This window comes from Lacisediminihabitans changchengi, assembly GCF_016634425.1.
GTDB classification, from domain to species: domain Bacteria; phylum Actinomycetota; class Actinomycetes; order Actinomycetales; family Microbacteriaceae; genus Lacisediminihabitans; species Lacisediminihabitans changchengi.
The window spans coordinates 151,398-169,143 of the sequence record NZ_JAEPES010000006.1 but is presented as its reverse complement, the minus strand read 5'-3'; the positions used below and the strand labels follow the sequence as shown (position 1 = coordinate 169,143).

General features: G+C 67.3%; 17 protein-coding genes and 1 tRNA gene. 6 read left to right on the top strand and 12 right to left on the bottom strand.

Annotated elements, in window-relative coordinates; all coding sequences use genetic code 11:
• Positions 1–5: 5 nt before the first annotated feature.
• Both IV501_RS15815 and IV501_RS15810 read right to left on the bottom strand, forming a co-directional pair.
• Positions 6–1,112, bottom strand: a complete 1,107-nt coding sequence (locus IV501_RS15815; protein WP_200557284.1) for a Gfo/Idh/MocA family protein — start codon at positions 1,110–1,112, stop codon at positions 6–8.
• Positions 1,109–1,876, bottom strand: a complete 768-nt coding sequence (locus IV501_RS15810; RefSeq protein WP_200557283.1) for a sugar phosphate isomerase/epimerase family protein — start codon at positions 1,874–1,876, stop codon at positions 1,109–1,111. The genes IV501_RS15815 and IV501_RS15810 overlap by 4 nt, the downstream gene beginning before the upstream one ends.
• A gap of 117 nt (positions 1,877–1,993) precedes the next feature.
• Between IV501_RS15810 and IV501_RS15805 the strand changes: the two genes are divergently transcribed.
• Positions 1,994–3,274, top strand: coding sequence for an ROK family transcriptional regulator (locus IV501_RS15805; protein WP_234698681.1), 1,281 nt, complete (start codon positions 1,994–1,996; stop codon positions 3,272–3,274).
• Here IV501_RS15805 and IV501_RS15800 read toward each other — a convergent pair.
• A complete protein-coding gene (locus tag IV501_RS15800; RefSeq protein ID WP_200557282.1) occupies positions 3,198–3,932 on the bottom strand; it encodes a DUF998 domain-containing protein in 735 nt (244 codons plus the stop codon). The two genes, IV501_RS15805 and IV501_RS15800, sit on opposite strands and share 77 nt — an antisense overlap.
• A gap of 113 nt (positions 3,933–4,045) precedes the next feature.
• Between IV501_RS15800 and IV501_RS15795 the strand changes: the two genes are divergently transcribed.
• Positions 4,046–5,011 carry an NADP-dependent oxidoreductase gene (locus IV501_RS15795; RefSeq protein ID WP_372430767.1) on the top strand — a complete coding sequence of 322 codons (966 nt, stop codon included), beginning with the start codon at positions 4,046–4,048 and terminating at the stop codon, positions 5,009–5,011.
• A gap of 5 nt (positions 5,012–5,016) precedes the next feature.
• Here the strand turns inward: IV501_RS15795 and IV501_RS15790 are convergent, their stop codons facing one another.
• The 6 genes from IV501_RS15790 to IV501_RS15765 all read right to left on the bottom strand — a co-directional run bounded on the left by IV501_RS15790 (position 5,017) and on the right by IV501_RS15765 (position 8,946).
• Entirely contained in the window at positions 5,017–5,592 is a 576-nt protein-coding gene (locus tag IV501_RS15790) for a GNAT family N-acetyltransferase (RefSeq protein WP_200557281.1), read from the bottom strand.
• A gap of 69 nt (positions 5,593–5,661) precedes the next feature.
• Positions 5,662–6,348 (bottom strand): 50S ribosomal protein L1, encoded by a 687-nt coding sequence (gene rplA / locus IV501_RS15785; RefSeq protein WP_200557280.1) that lies wholly within the window; start codon positions 6,346–6,348, stop codon positions 5,662–5,664.
• Entirely contained in the window at positions 6,348–6,779 is a 432-nt protein-coding gene (gene rplK / locus IV501_RS15780) for a 50S ribosomal protein L11 (protein ID WP_200557279.1), read from the bottom strand. Before rplK ends, rplA begins: the two co-directional genes overlap by 1 nt.
• 564 nt (positions 6,780–7,343) lie before the next feature.
• Positions 7,344–8,399, bottom strand: a complete 1,056-nt coding sequence (gene nusG, locus IV501_RS15775) for a transcription termination/antitermination protein NusG (RefSeq protein WP_200557278.1) — start codon at positions 8,397–8,399, stop codon at positions 7,344–7,346.
• A 108-nt stretch (positions 8,400–8,507) separates the two neighbouring features.
• On the bottom strand, positions 8,508–8,780 hold the full coding sequence (secE, locus tag IV501_RS15770; protein ID WP_200557277.1) for a preprotein translocase subunit SecE: 273 nt from the start codon (positions 8,778–8,780) through the stop codon (positions 8,508–8,510).
• A gap of 93 nt (positions 8,781–8,873) precedes the next feature.
• Positions 8,874–8,946, bottom strand: a tRNA-Trp gene (locus IV501_RS15765).
• A gap of 420 nt (positions 8,947–9,366) precedes the next feature.
• On the opposite strand from IV501_RS15765, the gene IV501_RS15760 reads away from it, so the two are divergent.
• Positions 9,367–11,397, top strand: coding sequence for a choice-of-anchor G family protein (locus IV501_RS15760; RefSeq protein WP_200557276.1), 2,031 nt, complete (start codon positions 9,367–9,369; stop codon positions 11,395–11,397).
• A gap of 110 nt (positions 11,398–11,507) precedes the next feature.
• Here IV501_RS15760 and IV501_RS16640 read toward each other — a convergent pair whose 3' ends face one another.
• From IV501_RS16640 to IV501_RS15745, 3 genes are all read right to left on the bottom strand, one after another.
• Entirely contained in the window at positions 11,508–12,737 is a 1,230-nt protein-coding gene (locus IV501_RS16640) for an MFS transporter (protein WP_200557275.1), read from the bottom strand.
• 79 nt (positions 12,738–12,816) lie between these two features.
• Positions 12,817–13,464: a LuxR C-terminal-related transcriptional regulator gene (locus IV501_RS15750; RefSeq protein ID WP_200557274.1), complete on the bottom strand. Its 648-nt coding sequence runs from the start codon at positions 13,462–13,464 to the stop codon at positions 12,817–12,819.
• Entirely contained in the window at positions 13,461–14,612 is a 1,152-nt protein-coding gene (locus IV501_RS15745; protein WP_200557273.1) for an ATP-binding protein, read from the bottom strand. Before IV501_RS15745 ends, IV501_RS15750 begins: the two co-directional genes overlap by 4 nt.
• A 114-nt stretch (positions 14,613–14,726) precedes the next feature.
• On the opposite strand from IV501_RS15745, the gene IV501_RS15740 reads away from it, so the two are divergent.
• From IV501_RS15740 to IV501_RS15730, 3 genes are all read left to right on the top strand, one after another.
• The gene (locus tag IV501_RS15740) at positions 14,727–16,238 is read left to right on the top strand and encodes a PspC domain-containing protein (RefSeq protein WP_200557272.1); all 1,512 of its coding nucleotides are present in this window, start codon (positions 14,727–14,729) and stop codon (positions 16,236–16,238) included.
• On the top strand, positions 16,238–16,522 hold the full coding sequence (locus IV501_RS15735; RefSeq protein WP_200557271.1) for a hypothetical protein: 285 nt from the start codon (positions 16,238–16,240) through the stop codon (positions 16,520–16,522). The genes IV501_RS15740 and IV501_RS15735 overlap by 1 nt, the downstream gene beginning before the upstream one ends.
• A 674-nt stretch (positions 16,523–17,196) precedes the next feature.
• Entirely contained in the window at positions 17,197–17,601 is a 405-nt protein-coding gene (locus tag IV501_RS15730) for a putative endonuclease domain-containing protein (RefSeq protein WP_200557270.1), read from the top strand.
• The last annotated feature ends 145 nt before the right edge of the window (positions 17,602–17,746 follow it).

Below are 17,746 nucleotides of genomic sequence, written 5' to 3'. Positions count from 1 at the left end.
TCGTCCTACAGCGTCGCCGCGGTCGGATCCCAGTCCTCGGGGAGGGCGGGAACCGGCGCGACTGAGCTCTCGACGGTGACGAACGACCTCGTGTCGATCGACTCGCTGATCGAGACCATGGTGTCGAGCACGTGGTAGGCGAGTTCACCGGTGGCCCGGTGCGGACGGTCGGCACGGATGGCGCGCGCCATCTCGAGCACGCCCGATCCGCGCGTCGTCGTGGCGCCGACGGCCGGGAAGACGGTCCAGTCGTCGTCGCCGCGGTGGCGGAGCCTGATCTCGCCGTCGAAGTTGTTCGGGTCGGGAAAGGCGATAGTGCCCTCCGTACCATTCACCTCGACGAAGCCGTGGCGATCGAGAGCGGAGTCGAAGCTGAAGATGCTCTGCGACGACTCACCGCCCTCGAACGCGACGATGGCGCTCACGTGCGACGGTACGGTGACGTCGAACTCTTCGCCGGCTTTCGGACCGGACCCGATCACGCGGGTCTCGCGGGACTTCGATCCGAGCGCCGCGACGCGGTCGACCGAGCCGAACGTCTGGGTGAGGGTGGTCAGGTAGTACGGGCCGATGTCGAACAGCGGGCCGGCGCCCTCCTGGAACAGGAAGGCAGGGTTCGGGTGCCACGACTCCGGGCCGGGCGACTGCATCAGGGTGAGGGCGGTCAGGGGTGTACCGATGTCGCCGCGCTCGATCATGCGGCGGGCGGTCTGCAGGCCGGCGCCGAGGAAGGTGTCGGGCGCGGAGCCGAGCCGCACTCCGGCTTCCGCTGCGGCAGCGAGCAGACCGAGGCCGCTCTCCCGATCGAGCGAGAAGGGCTTTTCCGCCCAGACGTGCTTGCCCGCCGCGACCGCGGCGAGTCCGATCTCGACGTGCGCAGCGGGGATGGTGAGGTTGATAACGATCTCGATGTCGGGATGCGCGAGCACGACATCCGGCCCCCCAGACAGTGGAATGCCGAACTCGGCGGCGCGCTCGGCGGCGACCGGTTCGAACAGGTCGCCGATTGCGTGCACGACGATGTCGGGAAAGCTGGTCAGGTTCTCGAGGTACTGGCGGCTGATGACGCCGGCACCGATGATGCCGATGCCGACCGCGCCCGTGCCGCTCACTTGTCGGTCCCCGTGAGGTAGGCGTAGCTGTCTTCGACCGCGGTAAACATGTCACCCTCGGTGTCGTCCAGCTCGACGACGCCGTATTCGAGGCTCTTCGCCGCCTCGATGATGTCCCAGATCGGCATCATGCCCGCGCCGACCGCGACCTGCGACCTGGAGTCGTCCTCGATCGGCCCGTCCTTGATGTGGATGAAGCGCACGCGGTCGCCGAGGCGGGCCAGCAACGCCGGAACGTCCTGACCACCCGCGGCGGCCCAGTAGGTGTCGAGCTCCAGGATGACGGCGGGGTCGAGGTTCGCCGCAAACAGTTCGTAGCCGGTCTGCCGAATCCCTGGCTGCACCTCGAACTCGTTCGCGAACTCGAAGGCGTGGTTGTGGTACCCGATGCGGACCCCGTGCCGGGCCGCGACCGCGACGGCGGCATTCAGCTCGGCGGCGATCGCGCGGATGTCGTCGGCGCTGGCCCATCGCTCCGGCGGCACGTGAGGCTCGATGACCGTCGCAATGCCGATCGCCGCGGCCGCCGCGAAGACCTCGTCGAGATCGGTGCCCGCGGCCAGGAAGTTGAAGTGTGTGCTCGGAGCCGTCAGGCCGTTCGCGGCGAGGGCTGCAGCAAGCTTCGGCGCCGTTGCAACGAAGTTGAAGGGCTCCACGTGGCGGAAACCGATGGCGGCGACGCGCGCGATGGTCGCGTCGAAGTCGTGCTCGAGTGCTTCGCGCACCGTGTAGAGCTGGAGTGAGAGTGGGGGCGTGGTGGGCACTGCATCTCCTTGTGAGCGACGTTGCTGACGAAAAGTGCTGTCGCCTCCCGAACGGGAGAGCGATGAACACGGTCTTTACCGTATTGATACTTTTGTCGAGCGTCAAGCAAAAGTGTGATGCGTGACAGACCAAAGCCCGACTGGTATCAATGGTGGATGACCAGTGCGGATCGGACTTCGACGGCGTCGGTCACGAGTCCCGTCGCACCCGGTTCCTCTCCGGGCGATCTGTTCCAGCTTTTGCTCGATGGAACACCGCGCACCCGCGCCGAACTAGCCCAGCTGACCGGGCTCGCGCGCTCCACCATCGCAGCACGAGTCGAGGCGCTGATGGAGTCCGGCCTGATCAGCGCCGTGGGCGAGGCCACGTCGTCCGGAGGGCGACCGCCCTCGCGCTTCGCCTTCGATCCGTCCGCTCGAGCGGTGCTGGCGGTCGACCTCGGCGCCATGCACGCGGTGGTCGCGATCACCGACCTCGCCGGACGGGTGCTGCTGCGCCGACGCACCGATCTTGCCATCGCCTCAGGACCGACGACGGTGCTCGACACCGTCGTCGCCGAGGCACGCCAGTTGCTCGAGGTGCTGCAGCTCACCGCCGGTGATCTGGCGGGAGTGGGCATCGGACTACCCGGACCGGTCGAGCACACCTCGGGCCGCCCGGCCAACCCGCCGATCATGCCCGGCTGGCACGGTTTCGATGTGCCCTCTTACATCCGTCGCTCGTTCGACGTCACCGTGCTCGTCGACAACGACGTGAACATCATGGCCCTCGGCGAACAACGGATGCACTGGCCATCGCACGACAACCTCCTGTTCATCAAGGTCTCCACCGGCATCGGCGCGGGCATCATCGGCAATGGCCAGCTTCAGCGGGGAGCGCTCGGCGCCGCCGGCGACCTGGGCCACGTTCGTGTCGGTCGGGGCGGCGATGTCCTCTGCCGCTGCGGCAACGTCGGGTGTCTCGAAGCTCTGGCCGGGGCCCCGGCGATCGCCGCCGGGCTCACCGGCACCAACGCGCACGGCAGCGACGACCTTGTGAAGCTGGCCGAGGCGGGTGATGTCGCGACGATCGCGGCGCTTCGACAGGCCGGCCGCGACCTCGGCGAGGTACTCGCCACCTGCGTCAGTCTGCTCAACCCCTCGGTGATCGTGCTCGGTGGAGCGCTGTCGTCGGCCGGCGATCACGTGCTCGCCGGTGCTCGCGAGGTGGTCTATGCCCGGTCGCTCCCGCTGGCGACGTCACAGCTCACCATCGCCAGAGCCCTGTCATCCACTGACGCGTCATCCGATGACGCCGGGGTGATCGGCGCGTCGATGATGGTCACCCAGCATGTTCTTTCTGCGGCAGCGATCGAGGACTTATTGGTTCCGCGGACGCGAGAGCCGGTGACGCCCTAGCCCAGAGCTCTCTGGCTCTTCGCGCCCCGAGCGCGCCGCCCAGCAGCGCGATCCAGAGCAGCCCGATCGACGTCGCGACCAGTTCGAACCTACTGCCGAGGCCGACCTGAAAATTCAGCAGAGACAGGATGCCGCCGGCCCCCGCCACGACCGCGACCAGCACCGCAGACACGAGCGACATGATCGCGAGCCCACGGTGACCGCGCACGAACGCGATCTGCAGCATCCCCCAGCACGCCGCCGCGAAGGCGAGCACGGCGACGGTGGTGTGGATGAAGTCTTGCCAGGTGAAATCGGGACCGTACGGCACCGGGCAGCCCGCGGTGCAGGTCACCTGCGATGCGACGAGGAAGCCGCCGGCTGCCGCCCAGAGCGACACGGCCGGGATCCATGCCGTGAGCAGCCGTCCGCGCGACCGCAGGGAGCGCGCCGCGAACGCGATCAGGGCCGCGCCGACCACGATGAGCAGCAGGGCGACGCGAAAGTCCCCCGCCGTCGGCAGGTCGGGTGCGCCGAGCTCGCTCACGTAGACGTCGTGGTCGATGCTGAGCCGGGCCCGCCAAATGGTGAGCAGTGCGGCGACCACCGCGAGAATACCCAGCACGGTCGCGGCGAGCTCGAAGTACGAGGCTCGGCGGCGTGACTTCGGGCGCGACATCCCCTCAGCGTACGGCGCGGCGGCTGCGAGTAGTCCTCCTACGGTCCGCATAGTTTGCCTCGCGGAGACACCGTCGTAACACCGGTGAATCATTGCCCCGCTTTACTGGCAGCATGACGATGCGAGCGATGGTGATCGCGGCCACGGGGGGCCCTGAAGTACTCACGATGGCGGAGGTGCCGAAGCCCAAGAAGGTCAATGCCGAACTGCTCGTGAAGATCGTGGCCGCCGGCATCAATCCGATCGACGCGAAGACGCGAGCGGGCGGCGGGGTCTCGGCCGAGATTCCGTCCTATCCCGCGATTCTCGGCCGCGACTTCAGCGGCATCGTCATCGAGTCACCGTTCGAGGCCTGCGCCATCAAGCCGGGTGACGAGATCTTCGGCATCATCGGAGTACCGCGGGTCGCCGGAACCTACGCCGAGTACGTCGCCGTTCCGGTGATGAGCGTGGCACGCAAGCCCCCACGCCTGTCGCACACCGAGGCCGCTGGCGTTCCGCTTGCGGCTCTCACCGCCTGGGGCATGGTGGTCGACGTCGCCAAGGCGCACGAGGGCCAAAACATCCTCATCCACGCCGGCGCCGGCGGAGTCGGCCATTTCGCGGTGCAATTCGCCGCATACTTCGGTGCCCATGTCATCGCGACCGGGTCGCAGCGCAACGCCAGCTGGCTGCGCGAGCTCGGCGCCGCCGAGGTGATCGACTACACGACCACACGATTCGAGGAAGTGCTCGACCACCTGGATGTCGTGATCGACCTGGTCGGCAACGTGCACGACGACACCGGCTCGCGTTCCCTCGACGTGCTCCGCCCCGGCGGACTCATCATCAATGTGCCGAGCGGCAGCTGGCCGACCCTGCTCGACGACGCCGAGATCGCCGGGGTGCGCGCAACCACCTACAAGGTCTCCGACGACGGCGCGACCCTCGCCGTGATCGCACGCCTGCTCGAGACGGGCGACGTGCACGTACACGTCGACGAGGTCTTCCCGCTCGCGGAGGCCGCGGCGGCGCACCAATCGCTCGAGGGCGGCCACACCCGCGGCAAGATCGTGCTCACGGTCTCCGACCTGACCTGACCGGGCTACAGCGCGCGCTCGCGCACGAAGTCTTCGTTGCGCTCGTCGCCGACCCAGAACAACTTGATGCCCACCCGCTCGAAACCGTTCTTCTCGTAGAACCGGTTGGCTCGAGCGTTCAGCTGGCTCACCCCGAGCCACATGCCTTCCGCACCCCGTTCGCGGGCAGAGTCGACGGATGCCGCGATCAACGCCGGCGCGACCCCGCGGCCATGCGCTTCCGCGGCCGTGTAGCACTTGCTCAACTCGACGGTCGGGCGATGGGTGATGGCCACGGCGACGTCCGCGTCGTACGGCTCGCCATACACCAGCATCGTGTAGCCCAGCAACGCGTGGCCGACCATGGTCTGGCCGAGTATGGTGTCGCCGACAGATCCCTCCGCGACGAAGATCTCCCGCGTCGGGTCGGCCAGGTACCCCTCGAAACGCTCGAGCGAGAGATGCTGCGCGATGAAGGCGTCGATGGCAGAACGCGCTGTGCTCGGCGGGCACGCGAGCGGGAAGGTGGCCGCAGCGAGGGATGCGAGGGGCAGCGCATCATCCGTCGTCGCCCGCCGGATCTGGATGGTCGTCTCTGTCATCTCGTTCGCTCCTGAGGGGACGAAAAAGGGGCCCGCGAAACGCGGACCCCTTTTCGTGGTGAGTGCTGCTTAGAAGACGTTCGTGTCCAGCGGGATGCCGGGACCGAAGGTGGTGGTCACGGTGCCCTTCTGGATGTAACGGCCCTTCGCGGAGCTCGGCTTCGAACGGATGATCTCGTCGAGTGCAGCCTTGATGTTCTCCTCGAGGTCCTGCGCGCTGAAGGCGGCCTTGCCGACGATGAAGTGCACGTTGGAGTGCTTGTCGACGCGGAACTCGATCTTTCCGCCCTTGATCTCGGTGACGGCCTTGGCCACATCCGGGGTCACGGTGCCGGTCTTCGGGTTGGGCATGAGGCCACGCGGGCCGAGCACCTTTCCGAGACGACCGACCTTGCCCATGAGCTCCGGGGTGGAGACGGCGGAGTCGAACGAGGTGTAGCCAGCGGCCACCTTCTCGATCAGGTCGTCGCCACCGACCTCGTCGGCGCCGGCAGCGATGGCTGCCTCGGCCGCGGGGCCCGTTGCGAAGACGATGACGCGAGCGGTCTTGCCGGTGCCGTGGGGCAGGATGACGGTTCCACGAACCATCTGGTCTGCCTTACGCGGGTCGACGCCGAGCTTCAGTGCGACCTCCACGGTCGAGTTGAAGTTCTTCGAACCGGTCTCGCGAGCGAGGCGGATGGCCTCGTCGGTCGAGTAGAACTTTCCCTCTTCGATCTTCTCCGCTGCGGCGCGGTATGCCTTCGACTTGGCCATTATGCGTCCACCGTGATCCCCATCGAACGGGCGGTGCCCGCGATGATCTTCTCTGCTGCCTCGACGTCGTTCGCGTTGAGGTCGACCATCTTCTGCTCGGCGATAGTGCGGAGCTGGTCGCGGGTGAGCTTGCCCACCTTGGTGGTGTGCGGCACGCCGGAGCCCTTGGCGACGCCAGCCGCCTTCTTGATGAGCTCAGCTGCCGGCGGGGTCTTCAGGATGAACGTGAACGAGCGGTCCTCGTAGACGGTGATCTCGACCGGGATGACGTTGCCGCGCTGCGACTCGGTCGCCGCGTTGTACGCCTTGCAGAACTCCATGATGTTCACGCCGTGCTGACCCAGCGCGGGCCCGATGGGCGGTGCGGGGTTGGCGGCGCCGGCCTGGATCTGAAGCTTGATCAGACCCGTGACCTTCTTTTTCGGTGCCATTTAAGTTTCCTTTTCTGTCCGAGCCACCGTTGCCGGCCGCTCTCCCGCCATCCCCGAATGGGCTGCGGTGGGTGGTTGCGGGCACACAGAGGTGCCACGGCAACCTATACAGGTTACACGGTTCACGGGACTGGTGTTACTCGCGGCCGCGGCCAGCTCCGGCTGGCGGCTGAACTGGCGCTCGCGAGTTCGCGGCCGCGCCCGGTGAGCGATACGGAGCTTTGGCCAGATGTCGCGCTATCCGCAGTCGCCCGCTGAAGCTCTGTGCGACCAACCCGTCGTTGCATGCCCCTGCAGCCCTCGTGAGTTGCACGTTTTGGTCGCCTTCAGCGCGTGAGAACAGCCAAAACATGCAACTCATCGACGAGAGAGAACGTGCACCTCACGGGTCCAACGGGTCTCGATACGGCTGTTCGCGCGGGCGCTCGCGGCCTACTCGACCAACGGATACGTGCGACCAACGGAAACGTGCGACCAACGGAAACGGGGGGCGCGCGGCGCACCCGCCGCCTTAACGACGGATGCCGCCCCGTCAGCGACGGGGCGGCATCCGAAAAAGAGAAATTAGAGCTTCGTTACCTGCTCGAACGACAGCTCGACCGGGGTCTCGCGCTCGAAGAGCGACACGAGAACCGTGAGCTTGCCGCTCTCCGGCTTGATCTCGCTGATCGATCCGGGGAGGCCCGCGAACGAACCCTCCTTGATCGTGATGGTCTCGCCGATCTCGAAGTCGACTTCCTGCGGGATCGAACGCTGGGTGACCTTGCCACCCTTGGCGCCGGTCTTGGCCGGGGCCTCGACGATCTGCACGAGGCTCTTCAACATGTTGAAGGCCTCCTCGAAACGCAGCGGAGTCGGGTTGTGGGAGTTGCCCACGAATCCGGTCACGCCCGGGGTGTGGCGAACGACCGACCAGCTGTCTTCGTTGAGGTCCATACGCACCAGCACGTAGCCGGGGATGCGCACGCGGTTGACCAGCTTGCGCTGGCCGTTCTTGATCTCGACGACGTCTTCCATCGGAACCTCGACCTGGAAGATGTAGTCCTCCATGGTCATCGAGACCTTGCGGTTCTCGATGTTCTGCTTCACGCGCTTCTCGAAGCCCGCGTAGGAGTGGATGACATACCACTTGCCGAGCGCGTACTTGAGCTCCTTGCGGAACTCCTCGTACGGGTCGACCTCGGCCTCTTCGTCGATACCCGATTCGTCGATGGAGGCCTGCTCGGCCAGCTCCGACTCGATCTCGGACTCGAACTGCTCGTCGAACGGAACCACAACCGGCGGCTCGCCGTCATCGTCGGACTCGGCCTCGCCGTCGACCGCTTCGACCGATGCCTCGGCCTCGTCGGCGCTGTCGATGTCCAGGGCATCCGCGATGATCGCGTCGGCCTCGGGGTCGGTGGCTGCCTCGATGGCGTCCATTGCTGCGGAGAGATCTACGGCTTCGTCATCCAGGTCGTCGACGCCGTCCTGGTCGACGATATGCAGCGCCTCGGTCTCTGCGGAATCGATCGAGGCCTCATCGGCAGCCAGGTAGCTGCCTTCCTGCGCCTCGTCCTCCTCGGAGGACTGCTCGGCCGCAGTCGAGAGATCGATGTCGTCGCGCTCTGTTCCAGCCACTTGAATCCATTCCATTTCTTGGGTGTTGCTCGGCGCTCTCTGGCGCTATCACGGTGTCTCTGTGAGGGGGTCGTGCCCCCTGTGCGGCCGAAGCCGATCGAACGATGCCTACGAGCCGTTGCCGAATACGTAGTTCACGGCGAAGGCGAAGACCAGATCGAGCCCGTAGACCAGCGCCATCATGATGATCACGAAGATCAGGACGACACCGGTATAGCTGAACAGCTCTTTACGGGTCGGGGTGACGACCTTGCGCAGCTCCCCGATTACCTGGCGAATGAACAGTGCGATGCGCCCGAAGGGCCCACGGCTGTTGCCGCGATCCTTCTTGGCATTCTCTACGACGTCCTCGCTCGGCTCGTCGATCACTTTTCTCGCCACTGGTACTACCTTCCGGGATCTGGTCTGGTAATCGTGCTCATGACGATCACGAGACCATCGGCCGATCGGAACTGGGATGTACCGACCGAGCTGCAGGGCGGACAGGACTTGAACCTGCAACCTGCGGTTTTGGAGACCGCTGCTCTACCAATTGAGCCACCGCCCTTCGCAGTCGAACACCATCTTTTCCCCGAGAATCCCGGGTTCCGCTCACCCGAATTGCTTCGAATGGGCATAGAAAAGGATGGCAGATTTCAACTACCAGGATCCAGTGTAGGTCACCGGTTCGAGCACCGCAAAAGCGCGTGAAATCGAAACGGATGCTGGCCCCGCAAACTTTCTCGGACATCCCGCGTCATAGCCGAAGCCTCCGTCGCTCTCTTCCAGTACAGGCAAGTCCACGGAGATGACCACACATCTCCCTGACCGTGCCTGGGCTCTACCGCACCCGCATGCACCACCAGGCAAGAAACGTAGCGAGGCTGAGATCAGGCAGCATCGTTCGTGCAATAACCCGAGTTGTTCCGAACACCGTTGTTCTCGTGCTTCCTCGTTCCTGCACCACAGGATCAGGAAGGTACCAATCGTGTCGCACCCGCACAGCACCGTCCGTCGGCTCCGAAGAGTCGGCGGTTTCATCACAGCAGCAGCGCTCGCATGCTCGGGCGCCGTGCTCGTCCCGTTGTCTGCCCAGGCGTCATCCGTCAGCACCACGACGGGCTCGTACGCTCAAGGCAAGTTCCTCTCCGGCAGTCTCGCCGGCGTGAACCTCGACGACATCGTCGCCCTGCGCGCCGCCGAGGCGCGTAACGCCGGCTCGAGCGGCACTAAAGAAGTGAAAGACCCGCTCACCGCGAGCGTGCTGCGCTCGGTGGTGCTGAACTCGCCGAACGGCGTGCAGCTCGGGCTCGGGTCGATCATCGACGCGGGTGCCCTCTCGCAATACGCCAGGGCAGAGAGGAACGGCAGCTCGCTCGGCGCGAGCGGCGCGGTGGGCAACAGCGGCGCGATCGGCGTGGGAGCAACCGGCGACGGCACCGGCGGCGACCTCACCGTCGACCTCGACAGCCTGCTGAACAGCCGTTTCGCCAGCGTGATCAGCGACCTCAGGCTGCAGGTGCAGGCGGTCGCCGCTCAGGCGAGCGGAAGTACCGACTCGGTGTCGGGCAAGTACAGCCTCGCCGGCCTGAAGCTCAATTTCACCAGCCCGGCGCTCGCCAGCCTCAACGACAAGGTCAGTTCGTCGCTCGACTCGGCGACCGGCTCGCTGGATGGTCTGAGCGGACCTGACGGCGCTCTCGCGAGCGGCGTCAACGGACTGCTCACCGGCATCAATCCGGTGCTGAACGCCGTGGGAAGCAGCGCCACGGTGAAGGCCAGCGTCACCAGCGACCTACGCACCGCTGTGCAACCGCTGCTCACCAGTACCTACACGACGCCAGGCATCACCCTCGACCTCAGAACGGGGTCGGTGGTCGTCGACCTCGAGAAGCTGCTCGGCGGCTCGCTCAACAGCAAGGCGCCCGGCACCGAGGTGCTGTCGGATGCCGTGGTGACCGAGATCCTGAACGCGATCACCACGCAGGTGGCCAGCCTCGCCGACCAGATCAAGAACCGGGTGAGCGTCTCGCTGCACGGGGCAAAGGTCGACCTGGATATCACCGTCAATGCGCTCACGACGACACCCGGGACCCCGGCGGTCCCCGGCAAGCCCGCGGTGCCAGGGCTCCCCGCTATACCCGCGATCCCGTCGGTGCCGGCAGTTCTGTGCAACGTGCTCGACATCCTGCACCTCTGCACGCCGACCGCGGGAACACCGGCCATCCCCGGCCGGGCCGCAGTCCCCGCAATCCCCGCCATCCCCGGCATTCCGGCGGTAGCCGGCAAGACCCTCGCCTCGACCGCCGCGGTGCACGTGGGTGGAACCGTCGATCAGATTCTGGCCGGGACCGCGTCGCAGGCCACGGCATCCGTCTCGCTGCTCGGCGGAACGGTGAATGCGAACCTCAATTCGAAGGCGGTGCTCGGCAGCATGGCCGGCGCACTCACCGATCGTCTGTTCGATGGCGACGGCGCACTGAGCCAGGTGGTGAACAGCCTCAATTCGACGCTGGTAAACCCCGCGGTCACCGCGTTGCTCGGCCCCGGCAACACCTCGGTGCAGAAGGCGCTGGCCGGACTGCTCTCGGTGAAGCTCAACGTGAAGGAGACCAGACTCGGCGGCACGCAGGGAATGGCCGTGGCTTCCGGAACGGTGTTCACCGAGACCGCGCTGCGCATCTCGGTGCTCAAAGACCTCGGGCAGTCGAGCCTCGCGACACTCAACCTGGCACAGGCAAGCGTTGGTCCGCAGGTGGCCGTCGTGGTCGACCCGGGCGGGCCGACGACCGGCCCCACCCCGCCGACCGACAACCCGAACGACCCGAGCGACCCGGGGACGCCGACCACGGGCGACAACCCCGGCGGACACAGCACCCCCACGGCAGCGCGGTTCTCCAGCCTCGCCTCCACCGGGGTCGGAATCGCCACGATCGTCGCAATCCTCCTCGCGCTGCTGGCGGCGGGTGCCTACCTGGCGCGCGAGGGATATCGGCGCAATCACCTGACTGAGAAGTAGAGCTCGGTCAGTCGCGCCGATGAAACGCGCGACCGGGATCGCATCCTCCTGATAGCTGCGATCCCGGTCGCGCTCGTCGTTCAGCCCGTGCGAGTTGCGGGCAGCTCAGATCAGGCGCGCGACTGCAGTTCCGGTTCACGGGCCGGGGCGCGACGGTCGACGAGCGCGCCCAGGATGCCGAACACGCCGACGACCACGGCCCCGAGCGCAGCCACCAGATATCCCGCGAACCCGGTCGCGCCATCGATCGCAATGCCGGAGAGGGTCGCGCCAAGCGTGATCCCGACCGCGAGACCGACCGACGGCCAGGTCAGCGCCTCGGTCAGCCGGTGCCGCTGCGTGCGAATCTCGATCAGCGAGATCGACGAGATGAGAACCGGCGACGTCACCAGCCCAGCCACGAAAATCACCAGAGCCAGGATGACGACGTCGTGAACCACCAGCAGCGTCGGGGTCACCACAGCGAAGGCGAGCGTCGCAACCAGCACGCGCCGACCGGTCGGCCAGTGCGCGCTCACCGGACCGAACAGGAAGCCAGACAGCGCGCTTCCGAACGCGAAGCAGGCGACGATGACCCCGGCCAGGAAGGGGATGCCCAGCTCGCGCGAGATGGCGACGGCCGAGACATCCACCGACGCGAACAGCAGGCCGACGCCCGCGTAGATCGGCAGCACCCCGAGCACGCCGCGTGGCAGCATGCCGGAGCGTGGCGGGCGGCCGCCCTCGTGCCGCACGATCGGTGGGGCCGTCGAGCGCTGGATCGCCAGGGCGACGCCGCCAAGAATCGCGAGGACCACCCCGGTGGCGAAGCCGAACAGCGGGTTGACCAGTGCCGCCAGCACCGTGACCAGCGGCGGCCCGATTACGTAGACCGACTCGTCGGCGACCGACTCCAGGGCGAGGGAAGTGTGCCGCTGCGACGGGTCGCTGAGAACCGCAGACCAGCGCGCACGGGTGAGCGTGCCGAAGTCGACCGAGGTGGCGCCGACCAGAAATGCGGAGACGAACCAGGTCCAGACGGGAGCGCCGAGCACGACGGTGAGCGCGAGCGCGGCGGCAGCGACGAGGGATGCGGCAAGACTGATCGCGGCGACGATGGTCTGCCCGCGAGCGTCGATGGCCCGGGCCCAGAGCCAGCCGGTGAGCGCGATGCCGACGACGATCGCGCCAGATACCGCCCCGGCGATCGCATAACTGCCGCTCGCGGCGGAGACCAATAGCACGGTGCCGATTGCTGTCGTCGAACGCGAGAGTCGCGCGAACCAGCCGGCGACGACGAAACGCACGCTGCCACGGCGAGAGAGGATGTCGGAATACGAACCCAGAACACGGATCGCCACGAGGAAGAGCCTTACCGGTCACTCACCGAAGACGGGGAAGCCCGTCGGCCGCTCGGGTGACGTCCCCAGGGTACGGGAGTTAGAGGAGTTTGCGTTCGAGGGCCCATGCCGTGAGCTCGTGCCGCGAGGACAGCTGCAGCTTGCGCAGCACCGCTGACACGTGCGTCTCCACCGTCTTCACCGCGATGAAAAGCTCGGTCGCGACCTCCTTGTACGCGTAGCCGCGGGCGATCAACCGCATCACCTCGCGCTCGCGGGCCGACAGCCGGTCGAGCTCGTCGCTCGACTCCGCCTGCTCCCCCGCCACCGCCCCGAAGGCATCGAGAACGAAGCCAGCGAGCCGCGGCGAAAACACCGCATCGCCGGCCGCGACCGCCGTCACCGCGCGGCTCACCTCCGCGCCAGACGAGGTCTTGGTGAGGTAGCCGCGAGCTCCGGCACGGATGACTCCTACGACATCCTCTGCGGAGTCCGACACGCTCAGCGCGAGAAACTTCGTCGTCTCGAGCAATCCGGCGCTGCGGCGCACGACCTCGGCCCCGCCTCCACCCGCGCCTCCCGGCAGGTGCACGTCGAGCAGCACGACGGCGGGCCGCAACTCCGCGATCTGAGCGACTGCTATATCGACATCCGCCGCCTCGCCGAGCACCTCGATCGTGTCGTCCAGGTCGGCCCTGAGCCCGGAGCGGAAGATCGAGTGGTCGTCGACGATGAGCACGCTGGTCATGTGGTTCCTCCAGAAACAGTGGCCTCGAGGTGCAGATGCACCTCGGTACCGATGCCGCCCGCCCCGGGCCGCACGGTCGCGGTGCCGCCGGCACGCGTCATCCGTCCGATGATCGATTCACGGATGCCGAGCCGGTCATCCGGAAGGCTCGCCAGATCTACCCCCGGCCCGCGGTCGCGCACGAAGACGTCGACCGCGGCGGGTGACGCCTCCAGATAGACCGAGATCTCGCCGCCAACGTGCCGAGCGGCGTTGACCATCGCCTCGCGGGAGGCCGCGAGCACGGCGGCGTTGGCGACGGCGGGCGGTTCACCGACGACGACGATCTCCACGCGGGCGGGATAGTCGAGCTCGATGGCCGCTGCGATGTCGCGCAGTTCCGAGGCGAGGTCACTGCCGGCGGGCGTCGTGCCGGCGAACAGCCAGTCGCGCAGCTCCCGCTCCTGCGCCCGGGCCAGACGGGCCACCTCGCTCGAGGCGCCAGCGCGGTTCTGGATGAGCGCCAACGTCTGCAGCACGGAATCGTGAAGGTGCGCGGCGATCTCCGCCCGCTGCACCTCCCGCACCTGGGCGGCCCTGGCACCCATCCGCTCCGTCCAGGCATGCACCGCGAACGGCACGATGAAGGTGCCGATCGCGACCACGATCAGCACGACCGCCCCGATGCTGTCCACCACGCGGGCGTTCGCGCGCACCAGCACGGCCAGGCCCGCAAGCACCAGAACACCCTCGGCGATCCAACCCAGCACTGCCGCGCGCCGCGGCGAGCGCCGCTCGTCTCGCACGTCGACGACCAAGGCCCAGACGACCGTGAACACCCCGAAGGCGAGCGTCGAGAGGATGAACGGATTGAGGCCGCGGCCGATATTGCCCGCGGTGAAGAGCGCCGAGACCACGGTCAGCGCCAGCGCAAAGGCGGTGACCGGCACGCGGCGCTGCATGTGATCAGTGCCGTCTTGGCGCACGGGAGCGAGGGCCCAGAGCCAGAGGTAGAGCAGGGCGCCCGAGCCGCTGAGCACGGTCAGGACGATGAAGACAAACCTCACCCAGCCCACGCGCACGGCGAGGTGGTCGGCGAGAGCCGCGCTGACACCGCTCAGGACGACGCGGTGCGGGCGCGTCATCCGTCGCTCGGTCCGTGTCGTCATGCCTTGAATCCAAGCAGAGTCGGGCAGGGCGGTGGGGGTTCGGGGACGAAGGTCAGGGTGCGGTCAGGGTCATCCCCGATGGCAGGACGGGGGCGGTCGGGCCACGATCGATGTATGGCAACCACAGCATCCGATGCACCTCCCACCACTCCGCCTCCGCCACCCGCCGAGAACCGTTTCTTCGCGTGGGTGCGGCTGCTCGATGTTCCCCGCAGACCAGGCTGGCTCGGCGGGGTCTGCGCCGGGGTGGCATATCGGCTCGGCATCGACCCGCTGATCGTGCGGGGCATCGCCGTCGTGGTCGCCATCCTCGGCGGACCGGTCTTCCTTCTCTACGCCGCGGGTTGGCTGCTGCTGCCCGATCTGGAGGGGCGGATTCACCTGCAACGTCTGATCCAGGGCATCTTCGATCGGGCGCTGGTCGGCATCGTCGCCGTGTTCGTGCTCGGACTGCTGCCGGTGACGCAGGGATTCTGGGCCCTGAGCGCCGGCTACTGGGGCGACGGGTCGGTGTTCGGCGCCGTACAGCGCGCGTTCTGGACGCTCATCGTCATCGCCGCCGCCATCGTCGTGACCATCTGGATCGCCCGGGCGACGCAGGCTGCGGCCGCTACGCCGACAGCCACGCCCGCTGCCGACCCCGCTCCCCCTGCCAGCCCGGGCCCCACGGCTTCGCCCGCGACGACGGATGACCACCCCGCCACGATTCCGGCGCTCGGGGTCGTGCCGCTCACCGTCGCCTCTCCCGCCGCCGCGCCAGCCGAGCCGGTCGCTCCCGCCACGGGTGCCGGTGAAGACGAGGTCGCGTCGTGGCGCGAACGTCAGGCCGAATGGAAAGTGCAGTTCGACGCCTGGAAGGCGGCTCAGGCGGCTGACGCGAAAGAGCAGCGACTCCGTCGCCAGGCCGAGACCCGCACGCGAGCCGCTCAAGCCGCGGCTGCGAGTGCCGAGCGCCGCCACATCCGTCGCCTGAATAATCCGCGGCTGGGTGGGGCGCTGACGACAATGGTGCTCGGGCTCGCGCTGCTCGCGGGGGGAATCGGCGCGGTCGTCGCGACCGGATCCGCGAACTGGCGCGGCGCCGAGGTCGCCACCGGGCTGGCCGCCGCGACCGTCGTCGTCGGGGTCGGAATCGTGCTCGCCGGAGCGTTCAAGCGCAAGGCCGGGTTTCTGCGATTCGTCTCGGTGCTGCTGCTGGTGGCGACGGTGACCGCGGGGTTCGTGCCGCGGGATCGACAATTTCTGGGCGTCCGTGAATCCGTGTCCCAAGGCGACTGGATGCAGCTCGGCGGGCGGGTGAAGATCTTCCCGGTCGCGTCGACGACGCCCGCGGTCATCGACCTCTGGCAAGGCGCCGGGAGCGTCACTATTGCCATCCCCGACGATGTGACCGTGCGGGTAGCGACGACGCAGCGAGACGACAACTCCCTCGACTACATCACGGTCGACGGCACCCAATACTCCACACCCACCCATCTCGCAGTCGACCGCAGCGACGACGAGAGCACCTACGATCACACCTTTGGACCCGGACGCCCCGACGTCACGGTCAGGGTGTGGCAGGGGGCCGGAACTATTTCGATTTTGCAAAACGTCGTGTCCACCACTACCGAAGGAACGAACTGATGACCGACCCTGCTTCGCTCACCGGCACCCTCCCGCTGCCTGAGCCAGCGGCATCCGTCACCGGACCACGGGTGCGCATTGGGCAGATCGTCTGGGGGCTGATCGTGATGGCGATCGGCGTGGGCGCGCTCGCCGTGCTCGGCTCCCCGGAGCGACGCGACACCGTGCTCAACTGGCTCCTTCACCTCACGCCAGGGCAGGGCTGGCTCGTCGCGGTGCTGGTCGCCGGCGCCATCCTGCTGCTGCTGGGCGCGCTCGCCCTCGTCCGCCGCCTGCGCCGCTGAGCACCCCGCACACCCGCCCGCCCGGGCCGCCCGGGCCGCCCCGGCCGCCCCCGATGGTCGTGAGTTGCATGTTTTGGCTGTTCCGAGCCGCTCAAAGCAGCCAATACTTGCAACTCACGTGGGGAAAAGACGCGGCCTGTGGATACGTGACGAGGCGATTGCATGATGTCGTGCAGACTCGCTCGATGCGAAAACCAGGACCACCGCCGGTGGGCATCACCCGAGCCGTCACCATGCCGCAAGCAGCTGTATTGGGAGCAACCCGTGCTCGGCTTCGGAGCGCTGACGTCGTGCATCCGTTCCAGGGCGTCAATGTCTTCGCCACCAGCGACCTCACGCTTCTGCAACGTTGCGCCGCACTTCAGGTGAAGATGCCAGCGAACGCCCGATTCTGCGGGATCACAGCCGCGCGGCTCATTGGGGTGCCGATACCCCTTCCGCTCGAGAGTTCACCGAGCATCCACGTAGCAGTACCCCGCGGGTCGAGGACGATGGTCGGCCGCGGAATCAGCGGCCACACGTACATGCCAACTCCAGCAGACACCCGAGACTGGCATGGCCTACGCGTCAGCTCGGCGGAACGTGCGTGGTGCGAAATCGCCGCGGAACTGAACCTCGAAGATCTCGTCGCGGCCGGGGATTTTCTGATCCACCATCGGCTGCCCCACACGACGATGTCCAACCTTCGCAATGCGGTGGACGGATGGCCCGGGCGGCGTGGACGACGGTCTCTCGAAGCCGCTCTTCCCCTCCTGAGCGACCAGGCCGAGTCACCGCAGGAGTCTCGGCTGCGCGTGATCCTCACCGTCGGAGGAATCGCGGGAATGGTTCCCAACCTGCCCGTCAGAACCTCCGGAGGCTTCCGCTACCGCGTCGACATTGCCATCCCGGCGCAGAAGGTCTTCATCGAGTACCAGAGTGACCAATTTCATTCCGGCACTCGACGCCAGGACCTGACCCGCAGTTCTCGACTTCAGGCAGACGACTGGTTCGGGGTCGAAGTCTCCGCAGATGATCTGAACGATCCCGCTGAACTGTGCACCCGCATCCGTCGAATCTTGGCCCGCCGAATGTCGTGAGTTGCATGTTTTGGCTGTTCTCAAGCGCTGAAAACAGCCAAAACATGCAACTCACGGGGGGGGGGGGGGGGGGGGGGGGGGGGGGGGGGGGGGGGGGGGGGGGGGGGGGGGGGGGGGGGGGGGGGCGGGGGGGGCGCCGGGGGCG